The 23,837-nt window shown below is 66.4% G+C and carries 27 protein-coding genes; 16 read left to right on the top strand and 11 right to left on the bottom strand.

The window, feature by feature from the left end; genetic code table 11:
- Positions 1-81: 81 nt before the first annotated feature.
- From flgH to AC0J5K_RS20285, 4 genes are read right to left on the bottom strand one after another with little or no spacing between them, the layout of a single operon-like run.
- Complete coding sequence (gene flgH / locus AC0J5K_RS20300) at positions 82-843, bottom strand: flagellar basal body L-ring protein FlgH (protein ID WP_283638607.1); 762 nt, start codon at positions 841-843, stop codon at positions 82-84.
- Complete coding sequence (flgA, locus tag AC0J5K_RS20295) at positions 840-1,496, bottom strand: flagellar basal body P-ring formation chaperone FlgA (RefSeq protein ID WP_048535271.1); 657 nt, start codon at positions 1,494-1,496, stop codon at positions 840-842. The genes flgH and flgA overlap by 4 nt, the downstream gene beginning before the upstream one ends.
- Positions 1,497-1,499: 3 nt before the next feature.
- Positions 1,500-2,285: a flagellar basal-body rod protein FlgG gene (gene flgG / locus AC0J5K_RS20290; RefSeq protein WP_048535270.1), complete on the bottom strand. Its 786-nt coding sequence runs from the start codon at positions 2,283-2,285 to the stop codon at positions 1,500-1,502.
- Between the two features lie 14 nt (positions 2,286-2,299).
- Positions 2,300-3,049, bottom strand: coding sequence for a flagellar hook-basal body complex protein (locus AC0J5K_RS20285; RefSeq protein ID WP_048535268.1), 750 nt, complete (start codon positions 3,047-3,049; stop codon positions 2,300-2,302).
- 95 nt (positions 3,050-3,144) lie between these two features.
- Here AC0J5K_RS20285 and AC0J5K_RS20280 point away from each other — a divergent pair, with 95 nt between their 5' ends.
- The 4 genes from AC0J5K_RS20280 to AC0J5K_RS20265 all read left to right on the top strand — a co-directional run bounded on the left by AC0J5K_RS20280 (position 3,145) and on the right by AC0J5K_RS20265 (position 8,965).
- Complete coding sequence (locus tag AC0J5K_RS20280) at positions 3,145-4,995, top strand: hypothetical protein (protein ID WP_420398516.1); 1,851 nt, start codon at positions 3,145-3,147, stop codon at positions 4,993-4,995.
- A gap of 155 nt (positions 4,996-5,150) precedes the next feature.
- Entirely contained in the window at positions 5,151-6,452 is a 1,302-nt protein-coding gene (locus AC0J5K_RS20275) for a flagellar hook protein FlgE (RefSeq protein ID WP_048535264.1), read from the top strand.
- A gap of 45 nt (positions 6,453-6,497) precedes the next feature.
- Positions 6,498-7,907 (top strand): flagellar hook-associated protein FlgK, encoded by a 1,410-nt coding sequence (flgK, locus tag AC0J5K_RS20270; RefSeq protein ID WP_420398515.1) that lies wholly within the window; start codon positions 6,498-6,500, stop codon positions 7,905-7,907.
- A gap of 11 nt (positions 7,908-7,918) precedes the next feature.
- Positions 7,919-8,965, top strand: coding sequence for a flagellin (locus AC0J5K_RS20265; protein WP_420398514.1), 1,047 nt, complete (start codon positions 7,919-7,921; stop codon positions 8,963-8,965).
- Here AC0J5K_RS20265 and AC0J5K_RS20260 read toward each other — a convergent pair.
- Positions 8,930-9,685 (bottom strand): winged helix-turn-helix domain-containing protein, encoded by a 756-nt coding sequence (locus AC0J5K_RS20260; protein ID WP_420398513.1) that lies wholly within the window; start codon positions 9,683-9,685, stop codon positions 8,930-8,932. The genes AC0J5K_RS20265 and AC0J5K_RS20260 overlap by 36 nt on opposite strands.
- 192 nt (positions 9,686-9,877) lie before the next feature.
- On the opposite strand from AC0J5K_RS20260, the gene AC0J5K_RS20255 reads away from it, so the two are divergent.
- The 7 genes from AC0J5K_RS20255 to AC0J5K_RS20225 all read left to right on the top strand — a co-directional run bounded on the left by AC0J5K_RS20255 (position 9,878) and on the right by AC0J5K_RS20225 (position 14,553).
- On the top strand, positions 9,878-10,990 hold the full coding sequence (locus tag AC0J5K_RS20255; RefSeq protein WP_074837715.1) for a flagellar basal body P-ring protein FlgI: 1,113 nt from the start codon (positions 9,878-9,880) through the stop codon (positions 10,988-10,990).
- 9 nt (positions 10,991-10,999) lie between these two features.
- Positions 11,000-11,323 (top strand): hypothetical protein, encoded by a 324-nt coding sequence (locus tag AC0J5K_RS20250; protein ID WP_139211450.1) that lies wholly within the window; start codon positions 11,000-11,002, stop codon positions 11,321-11,323.
- Complete coding sequence (locus AC0J5K_RS20245) at positions 11,320-11,730, top strand: flagellar protein FlgN (protein ID WP_048535256.1); 411 nt, start codon at positions 11,320-11,322, stop codon at positions 11,728-11,730. Before AC0J5K_RS20250 ends, AC0J5K_RS20245 begins: the two co-directional genes overlap by 4 nt.
- Positions 11,731-11,842: 112 nt before the next feature.
- Positions 11,843-12,787 (top strand): flagellin N-terminal helical domain-containing protein, encoded by a 945-nt coding sequence (locus tag AC0J5K_RS20240; RefSeq protein ID WP_074837714.1) that lies wholly within the window; start codon positions 11,843-11,845, stop codon positions 12,785-12,787.
- A 143-nt stretch (positions 12,788-12,930) separates the two neighbouring features.
- Positions 12,931-13,368 carry a flagellar biosynthesis regulator FlaF gene (locus AC0J5K_RS20235; protein ID WP_074837713.1) on the top strand — a complete coding sequence of 146 codons (438 nt, stop codon included), beginning with the start codon at positions 12,931-12,933 and terminating at the stop codon, positions 13,366-13,368.
- Positions 13,337-13,741 carry a flagellar biosynthesis repressor FlbT gene (locus AC0J5K_RS20230; protein ID WP_048535251.1) on the top strand — a complete coding sequence of 135 codons (405 nt, stop codon included), beginning with the start codon at positions 13,337-13,339 and terminating at the stop codon, positions 13,739-13,741. The genes AC0J5K_RS20235 and AC0J5K_RS20230 overlap by 32 nt, the downstream gene beginning before the upstream one ends.
- Complete coding sequence (locus AC0J5K_RS20225; protein WP_283638611.1) at positions 13,738-14,553, top strand: DUF1217 domain-containing protein; 816 nt, start codon at positions 13,738-13,740, stop codon at positions 14,551-14,553. Before AC0J5K_RS20230 ends, AC0J5K_RS20225 begins: the two co-directional genes overlap by 4 nt.
- Here the strand turns inward: AC0J5K_RS20225 and AC0J5K_RS20220 are convergent, their stop codons facing one another.
- From AC0J5K_RS20220 to fliF, 5 genes are read right to left on the bottom strand one after another with little or no spacing between them, the layout of a single operon-like run.
- Positions 14,554-15,603: a flagellar motor switch protein FliG gene (locus AC0J5K_RS20220; RefSeq protein WP_048535247.1), complete on the bottom strand. Its 1,050-nt coding sequence runs from the start codon at positions 15,601-15,603 to the stop codon at positions 14,554-14,556.
- 22 nt (positions 15,604-15,625) lie between these two features.
- Positions 15,626-16,444, bottom strand: coding sequence for a flagellar type III secretion system pore protein FliP (gene fliP / locus AC0J5K_RS20215; RefSeq protein WP_420398512.1), 819 nt, complete (start codon positions 16,442-16,444; stop codon positions 15,626-15,628).
- Complete coding sequence (locus AC0J5K_RS20210; protein ID WP_048535381.1) at positions 16,441-16,818, bottom strand: FliM/FliN family flagellar motor switch protein; 378 nt, start codon at positions 16,816-16,818, stop codon at positions 16,441-16,443. Before AC0J5K_RS20210 ends, fliP begins: the two co-directional genes overlap by 4 nt.
- 5 nt (positions 16,819-16,823) lie before the next feature.
- Positions 16,824-17,498, bottom strand: a complete 675-nt coding sequence (locus tag AC0J5K_RS20205; protein WP_074837709.1) for a FliH/SctL family protein — start codon at positions 17,496-17,498, stop codon at positions 16,824-16,826.
- Complete coding sequence (gene fliF, locus AC0J5K_RS20200; RefSeq protein WP_074837742.1) at positions 17,495-19,177, bottom strand: flagellar basal-body MS-ring/collar protein FliF; 1,683 nt, start codon at positions 19,175-19,177, stop codon at positions 17,495-17,497. Before fliF ends, AC0J5K_RS20205 begins: the two co-directional genes overlap by 4 nt.
- 147 nt (positions 19,178-19,324) lie before the next feature.
- Between fliF and AC0J5K_RS20195 the strand changes: the two genes are divergently transcribed.
- From AC0J5K_RS20195 to AC0J5K_RS20175, 5 genes are all read left to right on the top strand, one after another.
- The gene (locus AC0J5K_RS20195) at positions 19,325-19,885 is read left to right on the top strand and encodes a flagellar basal body-associated FliL family protein (protein WP_074837708.1); all 561 of its coding nucleotides are present in this window, start codon (positions 19,325-19,327) and stop codon (positions 19,883-19,885) included.
- Positions 19,882-20,823 (top strand): flagellar motor switch protein FliM, encoded by a 942-nt coding sequence (locus tag AC0J5K_RS20190; protein WP_074837707.1) that lies wholly within the window; start codon positions 19,882-19,884, stop codon positions 20,821-20,823. Before AC0J5K_RS20195 ends, AC0J5K_RS20190 begins: the two co-directional genes overlap by 4 nt.
- Positions 20,807-21,199, top strand: coding sequence for a hypothetical protein (locus AC0J5K_RS20185; protein WP_048535237.1), 393 nt, complete (start codon positions 20,807-20,809; stop codon positions 21,197-21,199). The genes AC0J5K_RS20190 and AC0J5K_RS20185 overlap by 17 nt, the downstream gene beginning before the upstream one ends.
- On the top strand, positions 21,199-21,813 hold the full coding sequence (locus AC0J5K_RS20180) for a MotE family protein (RefSeq protein ID WP_074837706.1): 615 nt from the start codon (positions 21,199-21,201) through the stop codon (positions 21,811-21,813). The genes AC0J5K_RS20185 and AC0J5K_RS20180 overlap by 1 nt, the downstream gene beginning before the upstream one ends.
- Before the next feature lie 120 nt (positions 21,814-21,933).
- Positions 21,934-22,371, top strand: a complete 438-nt coding sequence (locus AC0J5K_RS20175) for a PACE efflux transporter (RefSeq protein WP_420398511.1) — start codon at positions 21,934-21,936, stop codon at positions 22,369-22,371.
- A gap of 146 nt (positions 22,372-22,517) precedes the next feature.
- Here the strand turns inward: AC0J5K_RS20175 and AC0J5K_RS20170 are convergent.
- Positions 22,518-23,837 (bottom strand): type II toxin-antitoxin system HipA family toxin (locus tag AC0J5K_RS20170; protein WP_283638616.1); only part of this gene is annotated, 1,320 nt, incomplete at its 5' end.

Below are 23,837 nucleotides of genomic sequence, written 5' to 3'. Positions count from 1 at the left end.
GATTCCGAACTGGTTGTCTCGGAATCGGTTATCGCTTGGCAATCAGACAAAACTTTTCGCAAACTTTGTCGGAAGTTAGGTCTAATATGGCAGGATTACGTCCATCACGTCCTCGCCATAGCCGCGCACCTGCTGGCGGCTGATCGATCCGCGGCCGCCATAGCTGATGCGCGCTTCGGCCATCTTGTCGTAGCGGATGGTATTGCCCCGGTCGATGTCCTGCGGGCGGATGATGCCGGAGACCCGCAGTTCGCGCAGTTCTTCGTTCACCTTCACCTCCTGCCGGCCGACCACCACCAGATTGCCGTTGGGCAGCGCCTGCACCACCAGCGCCGCCATGCGCAGCGAAATCGACTCGCGGCGATCGATCGAGCCGTCGCCGCTGGCGCTGGTGGTCGACCCGATATCGACGATGTCGCCGCTGGGCAGGTCGGCGGGGCCGACGCCGGGCAGGATCTTGTCGATCTGCGAGCCATAGCCGAAGAACCCGGCCAGCGTCAGCGAGCTGTCGCCGCTGCGGCTGCGGTCCGAGGCGTTGTCGAGGCTGGCCTCGTCGTCGATCTCGATCACGATGGTCAGAAGATCGCCGATCTGGGTTGCCCGCTGATCGGCAAAGAAGCCGCCGCTGCCCGGCTCCCAGAGCGAGGCGCGTTCGGCCCGGTCGGGAATGCGCGGCATCTCGGGCGGAGGCATCGGCACGTTGACCGTCTGCGCGGCGGCCAGGTCGCGGCGGTCGACGCCGATCGGGCTGAGCTCGGGGTCGCGGTCGAAGACCGGTTTGCCACAGGCGGCAAGCAGCACAAGCGCCGGGCCGGCCGGCAGAATTTGGCGAAAACGGATCATCGGATCACCTCCACAAGCCCCGGCCCGCGGGCAATCGCCTCGAGCGGGGCATTGCTGACCAGATTGACGATGCGCAGTTCGGCGCCGCGGTGGGCACTGTCGAGCGCGCGGCCCGGGGCGGTCAGGACCAGCCGGCCGTCGTCATAGAGGATGTTGACCTTGTCGCCGCGGTCGATCACCAGCGGCTGCATCACCGATTGCGTCATCACCGGCCGGCCCTGGGCCAGCATGCGGCGGACCTGCATGCCCTCGAGCAACCCGGGCTCGGTGATGGTGAAGGCACCGATGCGGCGCAGCGGAAGCTCGGTGATGGCGATATCATCGGTGCCGATAATGGCGCCCGGCATCAGCCGCCGCGCCGGCACCGGCACCGCCAGCACCGGCAGCGCCATGCCCTCGAGCCGGTGGGTGACGCCGGTCTCGGTCACCGCATTGGCCAGAAACCGGCCGCTGTCGCGGTCCATCCAGAAGGCCGAGATCATCTCGGCCTCGGCGGCGGCATTGCCGGAGAAGCGGATGCGGATCAGCGCCTCGGCCGGCAGCTCGTTGCCCCAGCTCTGGCGCACCTGCTCCTCGATCAGCACATCCGCGGTTTCGGCGCGGGCCGAAAGCGGAGCAAGAACAAGGGCAAGGATCAGGGCAAGGACAGGCATGGCTTACCGGATCTGGTTGGCGGCCGACATCATTTCGTCGGCGGTTGAAATGGCCTTGGAGTTCATCTCGTAGGCGCGCTGTGCCTGGATCAGATCGGTGATCTGGCGGACGATATCGACGTTCGAGCTTTCGAGATAACCCTGCCGCAGGATGCCGACGCCCTCATCGCCGGGCAGCGAGGGGATCGCATCGCCCGACGCGACGGTGGCCTGCAACAGGTTGTCGCCCAGGGGCCGCATGCCGGCGTCGTTGACAAAAGTGGCCAGGGTGAGCTGGCCGATCTCGACCGGCACCGGATCGTTGTCGACAAAGGCGCTGACGATGCCGGTGTCGCTGATCTCGATCTTGGTGGTATTGGCCGGCAGCACCACGCCGGGATCGATCTCGTAGCCGCTGCCATTGACGATCTGCCCCTCGGCCGAAAGCCGGAAAGAGCCGTCGCGGGTATAGGCCTGATCGCCATCGGGCAGGTTGACGGTGAAATAGCCGCGCCCGTCGATCGCCATGTCTAGCTGGTTCTGGGTCTGCACCAGCCCGCCCTGGGTGTTGAGCCGGACCGTCCCCACCGCCTGCACGCCGAGGCCGACGTCGAGGCCCACCGGCCGGGTGTTGCCCTCTTCCGCCGTCACCGCCCCCTCGCGTGAGAGGTTTTCGTACACCAGATCGGTAAAAGAGGCGCGGGCGGTCTTGTAGCCGGTGGTATTGGCGTTGGCGATATTGTTGGAAATCACGTCGACATTGGTCTGCTGCGCCATCATGCCGGTGGCGGCGATACCCAGGGCTTTCATCTGCGTCTCCCTCTCTAGCTGGTCTGGCCGATGCGGCTCAGCATCTCTTTTTTCAGGTCGTCCTCTGACGAAATCAGGTTGAGCGCGTGCTGATAGGCCTGCTGAATGTCGATCAGCCGCGTCACTTCGCTCACCGCCTGTACGTTGCTGGCTTCCAGCGCGCCCTGGATCACTTCGGTGCCCGTGTCGTCGGGGGCAAGCTGGGCGGTGCCGTCCTCGGGGACGAACATGCCGCCGCCGGCGCGGCCCAGGGACTGGCGGTCGGGCAGGGCAAAAATGCCGATCTGGCCCAGCACGCCGCCCTGCTGCGACGAGATCACCCCATCGCCCGAGATCGCCACCGTCGCGGCCAGGGCCGGCGGCAGGGCCAGCGGCGCGCCGCCCGCGTCCAGCACCTGGGCGCCGCTGGTGGTGACAACGCGGCCCTGCGGGTCGAGCACGAAATTGCCATCGCGGCCAAAGGCCTGCTGTCCGTCCTCCAGTTCGTAGGCAAACCAGCCGGCACCCGAAAGCGCCATGTCGAGCGGGTTGCCGGTCTGGAGCACGACGCCGGAGCGGTCATCGAGATAGGAGCCGCGGTCGATCAGGTAGCTGGTGCCCTCGCCGGTGACGTCGGTGCTGTCGGGGTTCAGGTAGCTTTCGAACAGCACGCGCTCGGCCTTGAAGCCGGTGGAATTGGCGTTGGCGATATTGTTGGCGGTGACGTCAAGCTGACGCTCCAGCGCGGTGAGCTGAGACAGGGCGACATAGGTGGAATTATCCATCGATCATCTCAATCAATTCTTGTTCTACCGCTTGCGTGACGCTCTTTTCTTGCTGACAATGCGTTTTCATTTGGTGTACATCAAGAACAATCATGATGAAACGGCGAAAAAACTCGGCCTATTCTTGTTTTCTCGGCGCTGTCGCGGCGCTGACCCTGGCGCTGCCCCAATCCTCTGCGGCGGCCACCGAGACGGTGCGCGCGATGCCGGCGGTGCAGGGGCTGGAGGCGCCGATCTGGGGGATCGAGCCGCCGGTGCTTTACCTCGCGCCGCGCGAGTCGCAGCCGTTCCTGGCCGGGCGCACGGCACTGATGGCGGCGCTGCTGCGCGCCGGCGAAACCGGGCCGGCGCGGATGCGGGTGCTGATCGAGCTGGCCGAATTTCACTTTGCCCACGGCATGATCCCGGAGGCGCTGTCGATCCTCTCGGAGGTGCGCGGGCCGCAGGTGCCGCCGGCGCATGGCCTGCGTGCGGCGGCGCTGGAGCTGGCGCTGGGGCTGTTCGATCCGCTGGGCCGGCCGCTGACCGAGCGCGCCGCCAATCTGCTGGCGCCGCATTACGCCAAATGGCCCGATCAGCCGCTCTTGCTGGTGATGTCGGATCTGCGCGCCGGCGCGTGCGCCAAGGCCGCGCCGGGGCTGCGCGCCGCCTTCGAGCGGCTGCAACGGTTCCCGGAGGTGGCCCGCGAACAGGCGCTGCCGGCGCTGCTGGAATGCGCCATCGACGACCGGCAATGGCAGCTTGCCCGCGATATCGCCAGCCGGTTCGAGGATCATGTCACCCTGCACGACAGCCCGGCGCTGCATTTCCTGCTGGGCAAGGTGGCCGAAGCCGGTGATGCGCCGTTGGCGGCCTTCGACAGCTATGCGCTGGCGCAATCGGGTGCTGATCGCTGGGGCCACCGGGCGCGGCGGGCGCTGGTCGATCTCGGGTTGCGCCAGGATGCGCTGAGCTCTGCCGAGGCCGCCGACCTGCTGGCGCTCGAAACCGAGATCTGGCGGGGCGATGCCGCGGCGGCGGACACCCTGGGCGATCTGGCGGCGCTGCAAGAGATCGCGGGCGATCCGGTCGCGGCGGTAGAGACCTATGGCCGGCTGCGCCAGCGCCATCCGGGCACCGACCAGGCGCGGGGAGCGCAGCAGAAAGCGCAACATCTGATCGGCAAGCTCTACGAACAGGGCGCCAGCGGCGAGATCTCGCTCTCGGCCTTCATGGCGCTGCACGCCCGGATTGCGCCCTGGTTCCGCTTTACCGCCGATTACGCCCTGTCGGCCGAGCGGTTCGCCGACGGGTTCCTGGCCGCAGGCGCCACCACCGTCGCGGCGCAGGAATTCGCCACGATCCGCGACCACCTGACCGCGGCGCAGGATCTGGGCCTGTTTGCGCCGCTTCCCGGCCAGCTCGACCGGTTGGCCGTCAAGGAGGCCGAGGCGCTGTTGCAGGGCGGGCAGTTCGAGGCGCTGGGCCTGCGGCTGGCAGAGCCGCCCAGGCCCGAGGAGCCGGCGCTGGCCGCGCGACTGGCGCTGGTCTCGGCGCGCTATCTCGACGAGACCGGTCAGCGCGCCGCGCTCTTGTCGGCCAGCGCGGCGGAGGCGCCCGAACAGGTGCTGCGGCTGCGCGCCCAGGCCCGGTTCGAACGCGGCGAATGGCCCGAGGCGCAGGCCGCCTATGCCGCGCTGGCGGCGCGCACCGGGGCCGATCTGCCGCTGCCCGACGCGATCCGCTATCTGCTTGCCGCCCATCGCAGCGGCGACGTGGCCACCGCCGCCGATCTGGTCGGTCGCTTCGCCGCCCTGACCGACCTGCCGGAATGGACCGAGATTGCCGCCACCCTGACCGCCCAGGTGCCGGAGCTTCTGCCGCTGCGCCAGGACGCCGCCCGCCGGCGGATCGACAGCGCACAGGAAATGCTCGACACGCTGTCGGCACCGCGCAGCGTCAATTGAGGCCCCGCGCCGGCAGCCGCAAAAACAGGCAAGGATCAGCGAAGCGGTTGTAAAACATCGCCAAGAACAGCCGTCTTTAAACTTGGTGTAACCAGGCTGGTCTATATGTAGGGGCAACGGTGACCCAACACCGGCACGGCAAAGACGAGGCGGATATGAGCATTACCAACGCGATGGCGTCGGGCGTCAGCGGGCTGCTGGCGAATTCCACGGCGGTCAGCAGCATCTCTTACAATATCGCGAATGCCGATACGGTCGGCTATCGCCGCAGCTTCGAGCAGATGGTTACCGCCGGGGCCTCGGGCGCCAGTGGCGCCATGGCCACCGGCGTGCAGACCACCTCGATCCACAGCAACACGGTTGACGGCAATTACCTCGACACCGCGATCGCCACCAATCTGGCGATCACCGGCAACGGCTTTTTCGTGGTCAACTCGAACATCGATGCCTCTTACACCAACGGCAACCTGTTCACCCGCGTCGGCAGCTTTGAGCCCGATGACAACGGCAATATGGTCAATTCAGCCGGGCTCTACCTGATGGGGTATGCCTATGGCGCCAACGGCGCGCTTGGCGCGGTCGACCGCAACAGCTTTGCCGATCTGGTGCCGGTCAATGTCGCCAACCAGACGATTGCCGGGTCGATCACCGGCAATATCGCGATTGGCGGCAACCTGCCGTCGCAGGAAACCGGACAGGCCGCCGCCGGCGATCCCTTTGTCTCTTCGGTCGAATATTACAACGCCCTCGGGGCGGCCGAGCGGCTGACCCTGTCGTTCCAGCCCACCACCACGCCCAACAGCTGGCAGGTGACGATCAGCGACGCCAATACCAGCTACGGCGAAGTCACCATGAGCTTTGCCGACAGCGGCCCCAACGCCGGCGCGCCGCTGGCCTATGCCAATGCCACATCGACCGCCACCGCCCCGGCGGGCTTTGCCTTCAACCCGGCAACCGGCGTGATGACGCTGACCGTCAACAACGGCACCACGCCGCAGGTGGTCGACGTCTCGCTCGGCGCGCCCGGCAGCTTTGACGGGCTGAGCCAGTTCTCGGGCGATTACTCGCCCCTGACCATCGAGGCCGACGGCTCCGAGAGCGGCACGCTGACGCGGGTGGAATTCGACGAATTCGGCAATGTCTGGGGCGTGTTCGACAATGGCACCCGCTCGGCGCTCTACCAGGTGCCGCTGGCCACTTTCTCGAACGCCAATGGCTTGCAGACCACCAACAATTCGACCTTCTCCACCTCGATGGACTCCGGCGATTTCTATCTCGGCCAGGCCGGCAGCGGCGAAACCGGCACCCTGACCTCCGGTGGCGTGGAATCCGCCAATGTCGATATCGCGCAGGAGCTGACCAGCCTGATCCAGCGCCAGCGCGCCTATTCTTCCAACGCCAAGATCATCACCACCGCCGACGAAATGCTGTCGGAAACCGTGAACCTGAAACGCTAACCGGCCAGAGCGGCAATCAATGCGTCGGCCTGACAGGAGAACGCCATGAGCCTGACTTCCGCGCTCAGCGTCGCCGGCGCCGGGCTGACAACCACCTCGCGCTGGGCCGAAACCGTGTCGGGCAATATCGCCAACGCCGGCAATGCCAGCTATGCCCGCCGCGATCTTGCGGTCACCACCGATCCGCAGGGCGTGCCGGGGGTGTCGACGATCGCCCGTGCCGTCGACAGCTCGCTCGATGCGATGTATCGCAACGAGGTGTCGCGCACCGCGACCCAGGACGCTATGGCCACGGGCCTGTCGCCCTATACCGCGATCCTCGGCGACAGCGAGAGCAGCGACACCATCCTGACCCGGCTGACCGAATTCCAGAACGCGCTTGACCTCGTGTCGGTCGCGCCCTCGGATGCCAGCCTGCAACGCAGCGCGGTCGATGGTGCCCAGGGGCTGGCGCTGGCGCTGAACCGCGCCGGTCGCGCGCTGGCCGACACCGCCAAGGACACCGCCGCCGCGATCGGCGCCGATGTGGACGCGTTGAACGCCAGCCTGACGCGGCTGCAAGGGCTGAACGAGCGGATTGCCGGCGGGCTCGAGGGCGAGGCGCGGTTGGCGCTGGAAGACCAGATCACCGCCGAACTCGATGCGCTGGCCGAGATCACCGATTTCACCCTGCGCAAGGACACGGATGGCCAGGTGGCGCTGTTCACCACCGGCGGCACCGCATTGCTGTCGGACAATCTGCGGCAGCCGCTGCGGTTCGAACCCACGACCGGCACGCTGTATGCCGGCGAGATCGAGATCACGCCGGGCAAGACCGGTGTGCGCGGCATTTCCGAAGGCGCCCTGGCCGGCCGGATCACGCTTTATTCCGAGACCTTGCCCGAGATGCAGGCCCAGCTTGACGAGGTCGCCCGCGCGCTGATCGAGGGCATGGCCGGGGCCGATCCCAGCCTGGCACCGGGCGAGGCGGGGCTGTTCACCGATGCCGGCGCGGCGCTGGCGGATCCGGCCGCGCCCGGCCTGGCCGCGCGCATCGCGGTGAACCCGGCGGTGCTGCCCGAGGCCGGCGGCGGCTATTGGCGGATCCGCGACGGCATGGGGGCCACCGCGCCGGGCACCTCGGGCGACAACAGCCTGATCCTCGATTTTGTCGACACGCTCGATGCGACAACTGCGTTTGACGCGGCGGCGGGCCTCGGTGGCAGCGACCGGCTGCCGGAGTATGTCGCCGCGCTGATCGCCGGCCAGAACGCCACCCGCGCCAGCGCCGGATCGGCGGCGGAATCGCTGGCTGCCGGGGCGGTGGCGGTGCAATCCAGCCGCATGGCCTTTGCCGGCGTCAACATCGACGACGAGCTGCAACAGCTCACCGCGATCCAGCAATCCTATGCCGCCAACGCCCGTGTCCTGACCGTCGCGTCGGAGATGATCGACACCCTGCTCGGCGCCGCCTGAGGAATGCACAGATGATCTACAACATGACAAACGGCCCCTCGACGCTCTACAGCAACCTGCTGCGCCGCAATACCAATGCCGAGCTGCAAAACCGTCTTGCCCAGGCCGAGCAGGAGCTGGCCACCGGCGTCCAGAGCGACATCTACGCCTCGCTCGGCGCCAGCGCCTCGGAGGCGCTGGCGCTGAATGCTGCGCTCGATCGCGACGCGGCCCAGGTCACCGCCAACACCTTGCTGGGCGGTCGGTTCGACAGCATGAGCCGCGCCCTTGGCACCATCCGCGAGAGCGTGCAGCCGGCGTTCGATCTGGCGGTGGCCAACAGCACTGTCGGCGGCTCCACCGGCAGCGGCTTGCAGCTTCAGGCGCGGGTCGCGCTCGATGCGCTGATCGGCCAGGCCAATGCGTCCCACGCCGGGCTGGCGCTGTTTTCCGGCAGCGCCAGCGACACCCGGTCGCTGACCCCCTGGGATCAGACCAGCACCAGCAGCGGCGAGACCCCCGGCGCGGCAATCGGCGCGCTTCTGGCCCAGGGGATGGGGACCGGTGTCGAAGTTACCGCCCGGATCGCCGAGATGGATGCGCTGTTCGACAATGCCGACGGCAGCTTCGACGCGCTGTTTGACACCGGCGGCGGCAGCGCCGTCACCGTCAATATCGGCGACGGCGAAACCCTGCGGCTTGACGTGCAGGCCAATGATCCGGCATTTCGCGATGTGCTTCAGGGGCTTGCCATGCTGGCCGCCACCGATGCGCAGGAGATCAGTGATCCCGCCGCCTATGCCGACTGGGTCGGCGCCGCCACCGCGCGGCTGGCCTCGGGCATGGAGGGCCTGCTTGACAGCCAGGTCCGGCTGGACGCCGGTTCGGCCCGGATCGACGCCGCCAACACCCGGATGCAGGACCGCGCACTGGTCTATTCCACGCGGGTGAGCGATCTGATCGGCGTCGACAGCTATCAGGCGGCAACCGAGATCACCGCGCTGGAAACCCAGCTTCAGGCCAGCTACGCGGTGACCGCGCGGCTATCCCAACTGAGCTTTCTGAACTACATGGGTTGATCCGCGCGGCGGCAGCGGGGCGGTCGTCTCGTCGGACTCCGCCGGGTCGAGCTTGTAGCCGCGGCCGCGCAGGGTGCGGATATGCGGATCGCCCAGCGGCGACATCTCTTCGATCTTGCGCCGGATGCGGTGGATGTAGACGTCGATCACCTTGTCGAAGGGCTGATCGTCGGCCATGCCGTAGACCGCGTCGTAGATCCGCGATTTCGACACCACCCGTGGCGCCGCCAGGGCGATCTGCTGAAAGATCGCCAACTCGCGCTGCGAGAGCTTCATCGGCTGGCCGGCGACTTCCGGATCGCGGCCGTCGAAGAACGCGGTCACATCGCCGACATTGATCGAGGCCGCCGCATGGCCGTGGAACCGCCGGGTGATGGCATTGACCCGGGCACGCAGTTCATGGCCGGTCAGCGGGCCCACGATATCGTCGTCGGCGCCGGCATCGAGGGTTTCCATCGCCGCTTCCGGGTCGCGCGTGCCGCGCAGCACCAGCACCGGGTTGCAGCATCCGGCCCGGCGCAGGCGGGCGATATGCTTGAAGGCGCGGGAATGGGCCCACATCAGCACCGGCCGGTCGGCACAGCCCTCGGGCGCGAGCAGGTCGAGCTGACGTTCGAAGAAGTCGTCGGTCACCGTCACTGGCTGCCAATCCGCATCGGCGAGACCGAACAACAGACCGCCGAGGGCGTTCGTTCGCGCGTCGTAAAGGTAGATATGCACCACGCCCCCTGACCGATTTTTGACTTCGCCATGCTTTGACAAGCATACAATGCGCAAAACCTGTGGTGCGGTCAAGCATAACACAAGAATAGAATGGTTAATCAAGAATTAAACATTGCGATTTTCTTCGCTCCGATGTTTACTCTTGGCAATGGGTCCCGAGCGGCCCGGGCCAGCCAGTTTCGGAGCGTCATGCGTATCGCCGCCCTCTTTGCCGCCCTTGCCACCGCGCTCTTGCCGGCCCTGCCGGGCTGGGCCGAGGTGCGGATCAAGGATATCGCCACCTTCGAAGGCGTGCGCGAGAACCAACTGGTGGGTTATGGCCTCGTGGTCGGGCTCAACGGCACCGGCGACACCCTGCGCAACAGCCCCTTCACCGAGAAAAGCATCGAGGCGATGCTTGAACGGCTGGGGGTCGGCAACCTGTCGGAAGACAGCATCAAGACCGCCAACACCGCCGCTGTCATGGTCACCGCGATGCTGCCGCCCTTTGCCCGGCGCGGCTCGCCGATCGATGTGGTGGTCTCGTCTCTGGGCGATGCCTCGTCGCTGCGCGGCGGCACCCTGATCGTGACGCCGCTGACCGGTGCCGACGGCGAGGTCTATGCGGTGGCGCAGGGGCCGATCGCGGTGGCCGGCTGGGCGGCGCAGGGGCAGGCGGCCTCGGTGGTCGAGGGCGTGCCGACGGTAGCGCGGATCGAGAACGGCGCCACCGTCGAGAACGAGATCGAATTCGAGCTGACCTCGCTGCGCAACATCCGGCTCAACCTGCGCAACCCCGATTTCACCACCGCGGCCCGCGTCGAAGAGGTGATCGAGGCGCGACTGGGTGGGAATGCCGCGCGGGTGCTCGATCCGGCGACGGTGGAAATCGCTCTGGGAAGCGCCGACAAGCTGGATGTGCCCGGCGTGCTGGCCGACGTCGAAAACCTGCTGGTCACCCCCGACAGCACCGCCAAGGTGGTGATCGACGCGCGCTCCGGCACCATCGTGATCGGGGCCAATGTGCGCATTGCGCGTGTCGCCGTCAGCCAGGGCGGGCTGACCGTGATGGTGCGCGAGGATCCGCAGGTCAGCCAGCCCAACCCGGTGACCATTGGCGGCACCACGGTGGTGGTGCCCCGAACTTCGGTCGAGGTCGAAGAGACCGAAACCCATTTCACCATTCTCGAGGGCGCCGATGTCAGCCTGCAACGGCTGGTCGATGCGCTCAATGCCATCGGCCTGACGGCGACGCAGACCATTTCGATCCTTCAGGCCATCAAGGCCGCCGGCGCGCTGCATGCCGATCTGGAAATCATCTGAGGAGGCCACATGGACATTGCTACCAATATGGCGGCGCTTCAGGTCACCGGCGCGCAGGCGGCCGAGCCGGGCAAGGCCGCGCCCGACGCGGCGCAATCGGCGGCGCGCGAGTTCGAGGCGATGTTTCTGAGCCAGATGGTCGACGAGATGCTGGCACAGGTCGATATCGGCGATTTCGGCGGCGGCCAGGCAGAGGAACACTGGCGCTCCTTCATGGCCGAGGCCTTTGGCCGGCAGATCGCCGAACAGGGCGGCGCCGGCATCACCGCCAGCCTGCGCGGCGCGCTCGAGGCCTATGCCCAGACCAAGGCAGAGCAGGAGCAGGGCGGATGAGCGAGATGACACCGGCCCGCGCCACCCAACTTGTCGATCAGCTGGCCCGGCTGCTGCGCGACGAGATCGCGGCGATCGGGCAGGGGCAGCTGGCCCGGGTCGAAGAGCTCTATCCCCGCAAGACAGAGCTTTTGGGCGAAATTGAGGCCGCCTTTGAAAATCAGGAAAAATTTTTATCCGGCAGCGCACCGGCGACGGTTGCCCTGCGCCGCAAGCTCGAGGAGCTGCACGGGCTGATCCAGACGGATCTGTCGCTTTTGCAGCGCATGACCGAGGCTACAGGCGCCGTAGCGCAGGAAATCGACCGCATTCGCGACCGTCAGAGCCTTCGCGGGCTCTATGATCGGGGTGGTGCGCGAAAAACCGGGGATGTGACTCAACCGCAACGTTTGGATCAATCGGTTTAAGACAAACGCTTTTTTGGCCTTCTGCTCGGCCGGACCCGTGTTACCCATGGCGCACGGCAGTGCCGTTTTCGTCAGAAAGACGAAGACCAACGATAGAAAATCGGAGCAGTAAATGTCTTCAATCAATACGAACAGCAGCGCAATGGCTGCACTCGCAACCCTGCGCAACATCAACGACGACCTGGGCAGCACCCAGAACCGGATCTCCTCGGGTCTCAAGGTGGAATCGGGCAAGGACAACGCCGCCTATTTCCAGATCTCGGAAACCATGAAGAGCGACAGCTCGGTCTATTCCTCGATCAACGAAGGCCTGACCATCACCAAGAGCTCGGTGTCCACCGCGCGTCTCGGGGCCGAAAGCGTTCAGGATCTGGCGCAGGAATTCCTTGATCGCGTGGCCTTTGCCCAGGGCGCGACCAGCGGTCTCGACGAGATCGAGAACGACCTGAACGAACTGGTCAAATCGATGGAAACCACGCTGAGCCAGTCGACCTTCAACGGCGACGACATGCTGGGCGCGGGCGCCTATTCGGACGGTGATGTCACCGCGGCCACGCTGGATGCCACCAACGGCACCTTCAGCGCCGCGGCGGCGCAAACCGACACCGCCGTCGGCGTCGACCGCAACACCGTGACCGGCGTCAGCCGGGCCGGCGGCACCTATGCCACCACCTCGATCACCGTGGGCACCCACGACCTCGGCATCCTGGTGTCGGACTTCAAGACCATCGCGACCAACTTTGGCACCAACGCCAGCAACGCGACCAACGGCGCCGCCTTCCTGAGCGGCGTGCTGGCCACCACCGAGACGACCCTCAGCGGCGTCACCGACATCGCCACCAAGCTGGGCCAGTCGGAAAAGTCGGTCGAGACCCAGCAGACCTTCCTGCAAGCCGTTGTCGACAACATCGACGGTTCGGTGGGCTCGATGATCGATGCCAACATGGAAGAAGAGGCCGCGCGTCTGCAAGCGCTCCAGGTGCAGCAGCAGCTGGCAACCCAGTCGCTGTCGATCGCCAACCAGGCGCCGCAGAACATCCTGTCGCTGTTCCGCTAACGGCATTTGCGGGCGCCCCCGGGCCCCGGCAAATCTGACAACGGGGAGGCGCCCGGCGGCGCCTCCCTTTCGCCGGAGTGACGGACATGCCGTGCCCGGCCAGAAATCCCCCCGCAACGACGGGGAAAGAGGCAGAGCAGCACATGAGCATCAACGCATACAAGAGCACGATCCGCGAGAGCGCCAGCCCGCGGCAGATCGAAGCCCGGGTCTTCGCCCGCATCACCGGCGCCATGAGCCAGCATCTCGAGGCCTGGGCCAAGGCCGGAGACAAGGCCGAACGCGCCAATATCCTCGCGCGGGGCCTGCGCGCGGACATCGCCGAAAACCGTCAGCTCTGGGCGCGCCTTCAGGGCGATCTTGCCGGCGCCGGCAACCAGCTTCCCGCCGCACTCAAGGCCAATCTGATTTCGCTGTCGCTCTGGGTCGACCGGGCCTGCGGCGAAGTGCTGGGCGGCGGCGACGGGCTGCAAGCATTGATCGACGTCAATCAGAACATCCTGGGCGGTCTTTCGGGGCGTCGCCCGGCACCGACGGCATTGGAAACCGATGGCACTCAATCTCACGCTCAAGCCGTTTGAACGGATCATCGTCAACGGCTGCATGTTGCGCAACGGCGGCCGCAAGAGCACGCTGACGGTCGAGACACGGGCCGACATCATCCGCGAGACCGACCTGCTCGGCCCCGAGGCGGCGACCACGCCGGTAACGGCGGTCTATTTCCTGATCCAGAGCGCGCTGATCGATCCCGAAACCCGCGACAAGACCGCCAAATCGGCGCAGAAGCGGCTGGCGGTGCTGGCCACCACCTTCGGGGCCGAGCTGCGCGGCCATGTCTTCGAGACCGCCAACAACGTCAGTCGCGGCGAATATTTCACCGCCCTGCGCAACCTGCGGCCCTTGCTCGCACGCGAGACCGAGATCCTCGGCGCGCGGCAGGAGGTGAGCGCATGATCTCGGTCGCCGGCATGTCGGGCAATGTGGCGCTGCGGCTGGTGGATGCCACCGAGACCAAGGAACAGGAAATGATGCGCGACGCGCCGCAGAACGCCCGCGCCATCGCCTATTTCCTGGAAAATATCGAGACGGTCGAGACGGTCGACGACCTGATGGCGGATTACGAGCTCTACAGCTTCGTGATGAAGGCGCATGACCTCGAAGATCAGATCTTCGGCAAGGCGATGATGGAAAAGATCCTCAAGAGCAACATCGAAGAGGAAGACGCGCTGGTGAACAAGCTGACCGACAGCCGGTTCACCGAGCTTTACACCACCATGGGCTTTGGCACCGACGGCATCGGCAATATCAACACCATGCTCGGCAACTGGAAGACCCGGATGGTCGACAAGTTCATCGACACGCAATATGTCAACGAAAAGGCCGACGAGAACGAAGCCCTTGGCATTGCACTGGATTTCCGGCGCAAGGCCGCTGACATCAACACCGCCTACGACATTCTCAAGGATTCCGACATCTCGAAGTTCGTGCGCACCGTGCTCGGCCTGCCCGACGCGGTGGCGGCGCTGGATATCGACCGTCAGGCCGAGTTCATCGCCGAAAAGCTCGACCTCGAGAGCCTGAAGGATCCGGCCGAGGTCGAGAAGCTGGTCACCCGCTACGTGGCCATTTCCGACGCGACCTCGGACCTGACCGCAAACAATGCCGCCTTGCAGATCCTGAGCAGCGGTGTCGGCTCGGGCAGCTTCGTGCCCGTCACCCTCGATATCAGCGCGGTCACCGGCTTCAGCGGCTACAAGCTGCGCTGATCAGATCATGTCGTCCTCGTCGTCGTTGAGCGGCAGGCGGATCTGTTCGTCCTCGGCCAGCGAGCGGGCGTAATCCAGCGCCAGCGCCTGCGCCGCGCTGACCTCGCGGCGGCGCACCGGGCCCATTGCCTGCATCTCGTCCTGCAACATGTCGCGCGACCGCTGCGGCAAAGCCGCCAGAAACGCCTCGCGGGTGTCCTGGCTGGCGCCTTTCAGCGCCGTGGGCAGGGTGTTGCCCGGCATGTTGCGCATCACCTTGGCCAGATCCATCGGTTCCAGCTTGGCCAGGTCTTCGAAGGTGAACATCTTGGCCTTGATCGCCTCGAAACTGTCGGGCACCGAGGCGGTCAGCGCCGTCGCCATCGCGTCAAAGGCCACCCGGTCGAGCTTGTTGAACAGATCGGCCATGCGCTGGTGCTGTTCATTGACGGTGGGCTGGGCGCCGGCGTTCATGATGTCGGCCTGAAGCGATTCCTCGATCTGCGCCATCATGTGGTGCGGCACCGCCTCCATGCGGATCATCCGCTCGACCACATCGTTCATCTTGTCCGCGCCCAGCAGCGGCAGAACCTTGGCCGCCACATCCGTCTTGACGTTCGACAGGATCGCCGCAACCGTCTGTTCGTGCTCGTTTTTCAGATAGTTGGCGATGACGTTTTCCGACAGGGCACCAAACCGCGCCCAGAGATCGCGCTCTTTCAGCGGGCCACGGATGTCCTTGAGAATGCCATCGACCTGCTCGCCCGGCAGGAGCGAACGCAGCATGTTCTCGGCGACCGAGAACGAGCCCACCACGCCGCCGCCGTTGGTGATGTCATCGACAAAATCCGACATCACCTGCTCCACCGTCTCGGAAGAGATCGAGCCCAGCCCCGACATCGCCCGGGTGACCTGCTGAATCTCGAGATCGTCAAGCCGCTGCAACAGCGCCGAGCCGCGTTTCTCGCCGAGGCAAAGAAACAGGATCGCGGTCTTCTGCGGCCCGCTGAGCTTGCGCCGCCGGGGGCGCGCATCGGTTGCACTCTTGCGCTTGAGGTCTGCAACGGCCATGGCTCTGCTCCTTACCGTGGTGTCAGCCGCCCGTGACCGGGACGTAGCTTTCCATGAGACTGCCGGCCAGCATGTACCAGCCGTCGATGAGAACGAAGAAGATCACCTTGAACGGCAGTGAAATCAGCACCGGCGGCAACATCATCATGCCGGCGCTCATCAGCACCGAGGCGACAATCAGATCGATCACCAGAAACGGCAGATAGATCAGAAAGCCGATGGTGAAGGCGCGGCGCAGCTCCGAGATCATGAAGGCCGGCACCAGCGTGCGCCAGTCGGCCTCTTCGGCGGTTGCGGCCAGCGGCACTTGTTCGGCGGCGTCGCGCCCGGCGATCTCGTGGAACAGCGCCAGGTCCTTTTCGCGGGTGTTGACGAACATGAAGGCACGGAACGGATCACCGATCCGGCGCAGCGCCTGTTCCTCGCTGATCGCATTGTCCATCAGCGGCTGAACGCCGCTGTCCCAGGCGTCCTGAAACACCGGTTGCATGACGAAGAAGGTCATGAACAGCGCCATCGAGCTCAGCACCATGTTGGGCGGTGTCTGGTTCAGCCCCAGCGCCGAGCGCAGCATCGAGAAGACGATGACGAAGCGGGTAAAGCTGGTCATGATCACCAGCAGCCCGGGCGCCAGCGACAGCACGGTGATCGCGGCGACAAGCTGGATGATCCGGCCCGAGAGGCTGGCGCGTTCGTCCGATCCGGCGGGGGCGTCGCTCAGCGCATCGCCGATCGCGCCAAGCAGGTCGCTGCCGGCCTGCTGCGCGCCGGCCGGCGCAGCGGCCCAGCCCAACAGCAGCACGGCGACAAGGCCGACCGGAAGGGCCCGCGACAGGGTCATTTCTCGGACACGTAATCCTTGACGATCTCGGTCAGCGAGACCCCCAGACGGTCGTCGGACAGCTTGACCAGATCGCCGCGCGCCACCAGCCGGTCGCTGATCACCACCTCGACCGGCTGGCCGATCGCCTTGTCCAGCTCGATGATCGAGCCGCGGCTGAGCTTGAGCAGCTGGGCAATCGGCATCTTGGCGCGGCCCAGCACGATCTGCACGTCGAGCCCGACGTTCAGCATCGCATCGATCCCCGATCCGCCGCCCATGGCCGCGGCTGCGGCGGCGGCCGCCGCCGTTCCGGTATCGGCCTGCGGGGCCTCCGGCGCCTCGAGCGCGGGGGGGCCGTCTTCGGTGACGGCCTCGCCGCTGGTGTCGGTCATTTCGTTCATGACGGCTCTCCTGTGAGTTTCTGCCCCAGCCTCTGCTCGATCTCCTGCCGCGCCAGGCCCAGCGCTTCGAGGATGCGGGCGCAAATCTCGGCAAAGCTGTAGGCCATCACACCCTGGTCCCAGGCGGCCCGCACCGCGCCGGCCTGCAACGTCGGATCGGGGCGCAGCGACAGCCGGCCGCCAAAGCCCGCCTCGCGCGCGGCGGCCTCAAGCTCGGCTGTGGCGGCTTCGAGGCTGTCGGGCGGGAAATAGAGCGTCAACTGCGCCGCCCCCAGCGCCATCCGCACCGCCGAACGCGCCTCGCGCCGCGCCTGCCCTTCGGCCAGTGCCGCGCTGACATCGGGGGCCAGCTGCTCGAACACCGACAGCACGAAATCGATCATCTGCGCCTCGAGCGCGGCATGATGCGCTTCGGCATCGGCAAACAGATCGCGCAGCACCGGCACCACCGCCTCGGCCAGTTGCAACCGGCGCGTGGCATCCGAAGCGAGCGCCGCCTCCTGCGCCTCGGCCCGGCCTTTCTGATACCCCGCCTCGAAGGCCGCCGCCCGCGCTTCTGCCAGCGCCAGTTCGTGATCGGAGCGGGTGAACAGCGGTTCCGGGGCAGGGGCCGCCTCTGGCGTCAGGGCCTCGGTCTCGGCGTCGAAATTGCGATCGAAAAGATAGCTCATGCGCTCGGCCCCTCTGCCAGCCAGCCGCGCAGCACCTTGACCGCATCCTCGGGCTCATGCTCGATCAGCTGCCCGACGGTGTTGATCCAGCCGCGTTGCACCCCGCCCTGAACCGAGGCCAACGCCACGGTATCGCCTTCCGATCCCGGCGGCAGCGGATCGAGGATCGTGCCACTTTGATACACCGGCCCCGCGTCGGCCGCAGCCGGGCCATTGCCGGTGGCCGCGCCGGTTGCCGTGCCGCCGGCCAGACGGGCGGCATCGGCGGGCGGGGTCAGGGCGTCGCCGCCTTCGGGCAGTGCTTGGGGTTGCAGGATGCGGTTCAGCGCCGGGCGCACCCCCAGCAGCAGCACCGAGCCCACCAGCGCCAGCGCAAAGGTGCCGCGCAGCGCGGTGCCGAGATTGTCGGTCAGCAGGCGGGTAAAGCCGCCGCCGATCGGCTCGCCCACATCCATCGAGTAATCCATGAACCGCAGGCTGACCACTTCGACGCTGTCGCCGCGCGTCTGGTCAAAGCCGATGGCGCTCTGCACCAGCGCCTGAAGCTGCGCCAGCTCGTCGGCGCCGCGTTCCTGGTAATCAACCGCGCCGCCGCCCTGCACGTTGTAGATGCCATTGACCAGTACCGCGACCGAGACCTTCTCGATCTCGCCCGGCTCCTGCACGATCTCCGAGGTGGTGCCGCCGATTTCGTAGTTGATCACCTCGTTGGTGCTGTTCGAGCTGTTCGACGCGCCACCGGGCACATCGGCGGCCAGCGCGGCGGGAATGTTGTCGGCAACGCCGACTTCGCCGCTGGCGGCGCGCTGGTCCTCGCGGCTTTCCTCGCGGGTCTCGGTCGAGCGGACGACACGCTGGGCCGGATCGAAGGTCTGTTGGTGGATCACCCGCCGTTCGGTCGAGAGATCGACGCTGACCTGCACGCGCGCATTGCCGGCCCCGACCCGCGCCGTCAGGATCTGGGCGATGCGCTGCGACAGCCGGTCCTCGATCTGCGCCCGCGCCGATTGCAGCGAGGCCTCGCTGCCCGGCGCGCCGTCTTCGGCCAGGATGGTCTCGCCCGAGGCCGAGAGCACCGTCACCTGGGTCGGCGAGAGGTCGGGCACAGCCGAGGCCACCAGCGACCGGATCGCTTGGGCCTGCCGGGTGGCGATCTGGCGCGCGCCGCGCACGATGACCGAGGCCGAGGGCCGGGGCCGCTCGCGGCTGAAGGGTTCGCGTTCGGGCAGCACCAGATGCACCCGCGCCGCCTCGATGCCGTCGATGGTCTGGATCGACCGGGCTAGCTCGCCCTCGAGCGCGCGCAGCCGGTTCACCCGCTGCATGAAGCTGTTCATCCCCAGCCCGGTGCCGCCGTCGAACAGCTCCCAGCCGGGGGTGCCATCGCCGGGCAGGCCGGCGCCGGCCAGCACCATGCGGGCGCGCGCCAGATCCTCGGCCGGCACGTTGACGGCGGTGCCCGCCGCCTCGACCTGCGCCGCGATATCGGCCTGTTCCAGCGCCTCGACGATCGGCCCGGCCTCGGCTGGCGACAGGTCGCGATAGAGCGCCACGTAATCGCGCGAGCCGAGCATCGTCAGCCCCACGAAGACCGCCAGCACCAGCGCCAGCCCGACCGCCCCGAGAGCGATCAGCCGCGGTCTGCCAAGCGATTTGAGGTTTTCGATGACTGCCTGCACGTGGAAATCTGCCCGCAACTATTTCTTGTAGAAACTAACCACATCTATTCTTGTCTATCAAGGATATTATACTGTTTTATACTTGCCATACCGGCGATGTTTTCGCATCATGCACCAAGAACTGGATGAACTCGGAAGCATTGATCCATGGCGGCATCCTCGGCCAATCAGGCACCCAAGGCGCCCAGCAAGGGCGGCCGGCTGCTGCGCGTTTTCGCGCTGCTGCTGGCCTGCGGGCTGGCGCTGGCGGGCGGGCTGGTGGTGTCGATCGGCCCGCAACGGGCCCTGTCGCTGCTGCCTCTTGGCGATGCCGAAGCCGCCCCCGAAGAGGCAACGGCCGATGCCGGGCCCGAGGCGGCTCCGTCCGCCGACACCCCGGCCAAGGACAACGTGGTTGTCACGCCGTTTCAGGAGATCATCGTCAATATCACCGCGACCACCGCCACCGGCCGGCAGACCTCGCGCTTTCTCAAGCTCAACATCGCCCTGGCCTATGACGCCACGCTGCCCGGCGCCGACAATATCGAGACCCGCAAGCTTTTCCTGCGCGACAGTTTCCAGGAGTACCTGCGCCAGCTCAATGAAACCGACCTGCAAGGCAGTATCGGCCTGGTGCGGCTGAAAGCCGAGCTCTTGCGCCGCGCCCGGGCGATTTCGGAAAGCGACGCGCCGCAGCAATTCCTAATCGCGGACCTGATCATCCAATGACCGCCGACACCGCCCAGACCAGCACCACCCGCGCCGTGCAAGAGCTCATGGTGCAGCGCGCCAAGGAGTCCTATGCCCGCCTGCCGATGCTCGAAGTCGCTTTCGACCGCTTCGCGCTGTCCTTGGCGCAGGTGCTGCGCAGCCATTTCGGCGGCGTCGCCGAGACCGAGCTGAAGAGCATCGACTACCTGTCCTGCCAGGAGGCCATCGCCGATCTGCCGGATGTGGCGCTGATCGCGGTGACCGAGGCCGAGGATTGGGGCGGCACCATCGCGATGATCGTCAGCCCCGAACTGCTGTTCAACATCGTCGAGGTCACCTTCGGCGGGCGCATGTGCCCGGCCGGGCGGCCGCAATCGCGCAATTTCACCGGCATCGAGAAACGCGTCGGCCGGGTGTTTTGCGACACCGTGCTGACCGACCTTTCGGCCGCCTTCGACAAGGTGTCGCCGGTCAGTTTCCGCATCGACTATCTCGAGACCAACCCGCGCGGTCTGTTGATCGCGCCGCCGGCCAGCGCCTGCGTGCGCGCGGTGGTCAGCGTCGAGATCGACGAACGGATCGGCGAGCTGATCTTCCTGTTGCCCAACACCGCCTTTGAACAGGTGGCCGACGTGCTGTCGCAGAATTTCACCGGCGGCCAGCTGGGCGGCGACAGCGGCTGGCGACAGAAGATGACCGACATGCTGGGCGGCACCAGCGTCGAACTGGCGGCGGTGATGCATCAGGCGGCGCTGCCGCTGCGCGACGTTCTGGCCTGGACGCCGGGGCAGGTGCTCGACCTCGGGCTTCAGGCCGAGGATCCGGTGACGCTGCGCTGTTCCGGTCTCGATATCGCGCGGGCCGAGGTCGGGCGGCGCAAGAACGGGCGCGTGGCGCTGAAATTCACCGAAAAACTCTATCAGGAAGAGGAGCTGTCAGATGTCCTTCGCGATTGATATTGCTGTCCTTGTGCTGCTTGTCGGGACGCTGGGCTATGCCTGGCTCGTCGACCGCCGGGTGCGCCGGATGATGGAGGCCATGCGCGAGATGGAGCCGATGATCGGCAGCTTCAGCCAGGCGGTGGACCGCAGCGAAAGCACCGTGTCGGCCCTGCGCGCCGCGCGCGAGGTGGCGCCGCTGCGCAAACGCCCCGAGCCACCTCGGCCCGAAGCCCGCGCCGAGGCCGCGCCGGAGACCTCCGATCCGGGCGCCGAGCCGGCCTTTCGCAGCAAACGCGAACCAGCGCCACGGCCGGCCGATGCGACGCCGATTTCCGGCAAGTCCGAGCTGATCCGCGGCTTTTTCGACACCGTTCGCCAGCGCGAGGCCTGATGCGTCCCTTCACCCTCATCCTGCCGGCGATTGCCGCGTTGGCGCTTGCCAAGGCGGCGACCACCTTCCTCGACCGGTCCGACCCCGGGATGCCGCCGGCGCTGGCCGGTTTCATCTCGGCCGCCTCGGCCGCCACCGACGAGGCCCCTGCGCCGCAGGCCGCTAGCACCGCGCCGCAGAGCTGCGAGGCGCCGGAGGCGCTGCTGGCCTCGATCCGTCGCGAGCGCGAGCTGCTGGAGGCGCAGAAGGCCCGCGGCGCCGAACGCGCGGCCGAACATGACCTGGCCTCCGAAACGCTGGAAATCGAACGCCAGCGGCTGGCCGACCTGAAAACCGAGCTGGAAACCCTGATGGCGCGCATCGAGGCGGCACATACCGCCGATGTCGACCGGCTGGTGGCGCTCTACCGCAACATGAAGCCCAAGGATGCGGCGGCGATCATGAACGATCTCGACCTCGAGGTTTCGGTGATGGTGATGGGCACGATGGACGAACGCGACGCCGCGCCGATCCTTGCCGCGCTCGATCCGGTGCGGGCGCGGGCGATCTCGCAGATCATCCTGGAACGCTCCAAGCTGCCCGGCGACCAGCGGCTCGACGATATCCGGCTGTAATCCGGAACGGGCCGGGCCCCTTGACGGCGCGGCCCGGGCTTCCTATCTGCCGATACGCGAGGACGACCTCCCCAGAACGGACAATTTCCGGGACGACCCGGCACCATCTCAGAGGTTGCCATGCGCTCTCCGCTTGATCGTCTTCGCCATGCCATCAGTTTCGAACTGCTCGCCCTGATCCTGATGATCCCGCTCGGGGCGACGGTCTTTGCCATGCCGATGCAGGACATCGGGGTTGTCAGCATCGTCGGCGCGACGCTCGCAACCCTTTGGAATATCTTGTATAATTATATCTTTGACCTGGCCATGCGGCGGCTCTCCGGCACCACTTTGAAAACCGGCCGCCTGCGTATTCTGCACGCGGTGCTGTTCGAGGTCGGGCTGCTCGTTATGCTGATGCCGTTCATTGCCTGGTATCTCGGCATCTCGCTCTGGCAGGCCTTTGTGATGGATGTGTCGTTCGCACTGTTTTACATGGTCTATGCCTTTGGCTTCAATTGGGCCTACGACAGGCTCTTTCCGCTGCCCGAGTGGAAGGCGGCGCAGGCTTCGGAATAACGGCCGCCGAGCTCGGGGCAGAGCGAGTATGGCGCGCGCCGCAGGCTTGTAAACGCATAGGCCGAATTATGTAATATACTGATACCATTGAAAATAAACGCTTCCAAAGCAAACGCCGCTCTCTGGCCCCCGACCTTTCCGATCGCTCATCCCAGGTTGTCGGCGTATTCCGTCAACAGCCTCAGCCGGTCCGCGGCATACCGCAGGATCTGGTCGGCGAGGTCGGCGGGAAAGTTCGCGGGCAGCGCATCGGGGGCGCTTTCGAGCGCCCCGGGCGCTGCCGCCGCAAGTTCCTTGAAAGCGCGGTGGCGGACCGCGAGCGGCACGCCGGCGCGCGCCGCCGTTTCGTCGAAATGGCGCGGCACGATCTGATCCAGGCGATAGTGCCCGCGCTTGCCCACCGACATCGCCAATTGCAGATCCTTGTGCCGGACATTCGAACGAAGCCGCGCCGGCGCCGCGCTGATGATGTCGTAGAGCGGCGCTAGGCGAAAACCGTCGCCCTCCAGAAAGATCGAGTAGTTCTTGGCATGACCATCGATCGCGGCGATCAACCAATTGAATATCTGCGCCTTCAGAAACCGCGTCTGATCGCCGATCGGATCATCGGCCTGCCGAAGCAGCGCAAAGCAGTCGGCCATCGACGGGCCGCCATGCTGCTGGTATTTGTCGCCGGAGAACAGGCCCAGGGCTTGCAGAAAATCCTCCTGCGGAACCCGCACCAGCCCCCCTGCCCGCCGCAGCCTCCGGTCAAACCGGGCGACAACCAGCGCGACCTGATCTTCGAACCGGTGTATTTCCGCCTGCGCCGCCTCGAGCCCCATGCCCCGGGCGAGCGCCAGGCAAAGGAACTCGTTCTCGACGCTGCCCGACAGGTCCAACCCGCCGCCGACAATCCCCATGGGGCGTTTGAAAATATGCGTCGTGGGCGTCATCCCCGTCGGGCGCAACCAGACATCGTCCTGTCTGAGATAGGCGGTCTTTTCCTGCGCGCCGGCCAGCGAAATCCGAAACGGCGCCTCCGGGTCGATGCCCAGCGGCACGGTGCTCAGCGACCGGAGCGTCTCGGCGATTTGCGCGTCCGATTGCGGGGTGCCGTCGATCCTGAACGGATCGCCGGGTGCGGCCCCATGCGGAAGGAACTGCATCGCCCCGACACATTCCTTGCCGATCGCGGCCAAGAGATCGTGCGGGCGATCGCTGCGCGCCTCGGTGCGCTCGGCGATCACCTTGCGCAACTCCGGAACATCCGGCAGCAAGTTCTCGAATACCGCGCCCACATTGTCGCCCGCCTGGGTGTCGGGCGTCAGCGGCAGGGCGCGCGAAATCGGAAACCGGTATTCCCAGCCCAGCCAGGCGGCATCGTACCGAAAGCGCGCGCCGGCAGAGGGATGAAAGTCGTAGTACCCGGCAAGTCGCCCGTTGAGATAGACGTCAAGCCTGCGCCTCAGGGGTTTGCGCCCCAT

The sequence above is a fragment of the Marinovum sp. E3 genome, assembly GCF_055755275.1.
This window is presented reverse-complemented; position numbering and strand designations above follow the sequence as displayed.

Excerpts from the sequence above, each read along its gene's own strand:
- AC0J5K_RS20250 (WP_139211450.1), top strand. The coding sequence starts at position 11,000 with ATGGACATTGCTACCAATATGGCGGCGCTTCAGGTCACCGGCGCGCAG.
- AC0J5K_RS20235 (WP_074837713.1), top strand. The coding sequence starts at position 12,931 with ATGAGCATCAACGCATACAAGAGCACGATCCGCGAGAGCGCCAGCCCG.
- AC0J5K_RS20205 (WP_074837709.1), bottom strand. The coding sequence starts at position 17,498 with ATGAGCTATCTTTTCGATCGCAATTTCGACGCCGAGACCGAGGCCCTG.
- AC0J5K_RS20195 (WP_074837708.1), top strand. The coding sequence starts at position 19,325 with ATGGCGGCATCCTCGGCCAATCAGGCACCCAAGGCGCCCAGCAAGGGC.
- flgH (WP_283638607.1), bottom strand. The coding sequence starts at position 843 with ATGATCCGTTTTCGCCAAATTCTGCCGGCCGGCCCGGCGCTTGTGCTG.
- AC0J5K_RS20275 (WP_048535264.1), top strand. The coding sequence starts at position 5,151 with ATGAGCATTACCAACGCGATGGCGTCGGGCGTCAGCGGGCTGCTGGCG.
- fliP (WP_420398512.1), bottom strand. The coding sequence starts at position 16,444 with ATGACCCTGTCGCGGGCCCTTCCGGTCGGCCTTGTCGCCGTGCTGCTG.
- AC0J5K_RS20255 (WP_074837715.1), top strand. The coding sequence starts at position 9,878 with ATGCGTATCGCCGCCCTCTTTGCCGCCCTTGCCACCGCGCTCTTGCCG.
- AC0J5K_RS20220 (WP_048535247.1), bottom strand. The coding sequence starts at position 15,603 with ATGGCCGTTGCAGACCTCAAGCGCAAGAGTGCAACCGATGCGCGCCCC.
- AC0J5K_RS20265 (WP_420398514.1), top strand. The coding sequence starts at position 7,919 with ATGATCTACAACATGACAAACGGCCCCTCGACGCTCTACAGCAACCTG.
- AC0J5K_RS20285 (WP_048535268.1), bottom strand. The coding sequence starts at position 3,049 with ATGGATAATTCCACCTATGTCGCCCTGTCTCAGCTCACCGCGCTGGAG.
- AC0J5K_RS20240 (WP_074837714.1), top strand. The coding sequence starts at position 11,843 with ATGTCTTCAATCAATACGAACAGCAGCGCAATGGCTGCACTCGCAACC.
- AC0J5K_RS20245 (WP_048535256.1), top strand. The coding sequence starts at position 11,320 with ATGAGCGAGATGACACCGGCCCGCGCCACCCAACTTGTCGATCAGCTG.
- AC0J5K_RS20210 (WP_048535381.1), bottom strand. The coding sequence starts at position 16,818 with ATGACCGACACCAGCGGCGAGGCCGTCACCGAAGACGGCCCCCCCGCG.
- AC0J5K_RS20230 (WP_048535251.1), top strand. The coding sequence starts at position 13,337 with ATGGCACTCAATCTCACGCTCAAGCCGTTTGAACGGATCATCGTCAAC.
- flgG (WP_048535270.1), bottom strand. The coding sequence starts at position 2,285 with ATGAAAGCCCTGGGTATCGCCGCCACCGGCATGATGGCGCAGCAGACC.
- AC0J5K_RS20180 (WP_074837706.1), top strand. The coding sequence starts at position 21,199 with ATGCGTCCCTTCACCCTCATCCTGCCGGCGATTGCCGCGTTGGCGCTT.
- AC0J5K_RS20225 (WP_283638611.1), top strand. The coding sequence starts at position 13,738 with ATGATCTCGGTCGCCGGCATGTCGGGCAATGTGGCGCTGCGGCTGGTG.
- flgA (WP_048535271.1), bottom strand. The coding sequence starts at position 1,496 with ATGCCTGTCCTTGCCCTGATCCTTGCCCTTGTTCTTGCTCCGCTTTCG.
- AC0J5K_RS20185 (WP_048535237.1), top strand. The coding sequence starts at position 20,807 with ATGTCCTTCGCGATTGATATTGCTGTCCTTGTGCTGCTTGTCGGGACG.
- AC0J5K_RS20280 (WP_420398516.1), top strand. The coding sequence starts at position 3,145 with ATGAAACGGCGAAAAAACTCGGCCTATTCTTGTTTTCTCGGCGCTGTC.
- flgK (WP_420398515.1), top strand. The coding sequence starts at position 6,498 with ATGAGCCTGACTTCCGCGCTCAGCGTCGCCGGCGCCGGGCTGACAACC.
- AC0J5K_RS20190 (WP_074837707.1), top strand. The coding sequence starts at position 19,882 with ATGACCGCCGACACCGCCCAGACCAGCACCACCCGCGCCGTGCAAGAG.
- AC0J5K_RS20175 (WP_420398511.1), top strand. The coding sequence starts at position 21,934 with ATGCGCTCTCCGCTTGATCGTCTTCGCCATGCCATCAGTTTCGAACTG.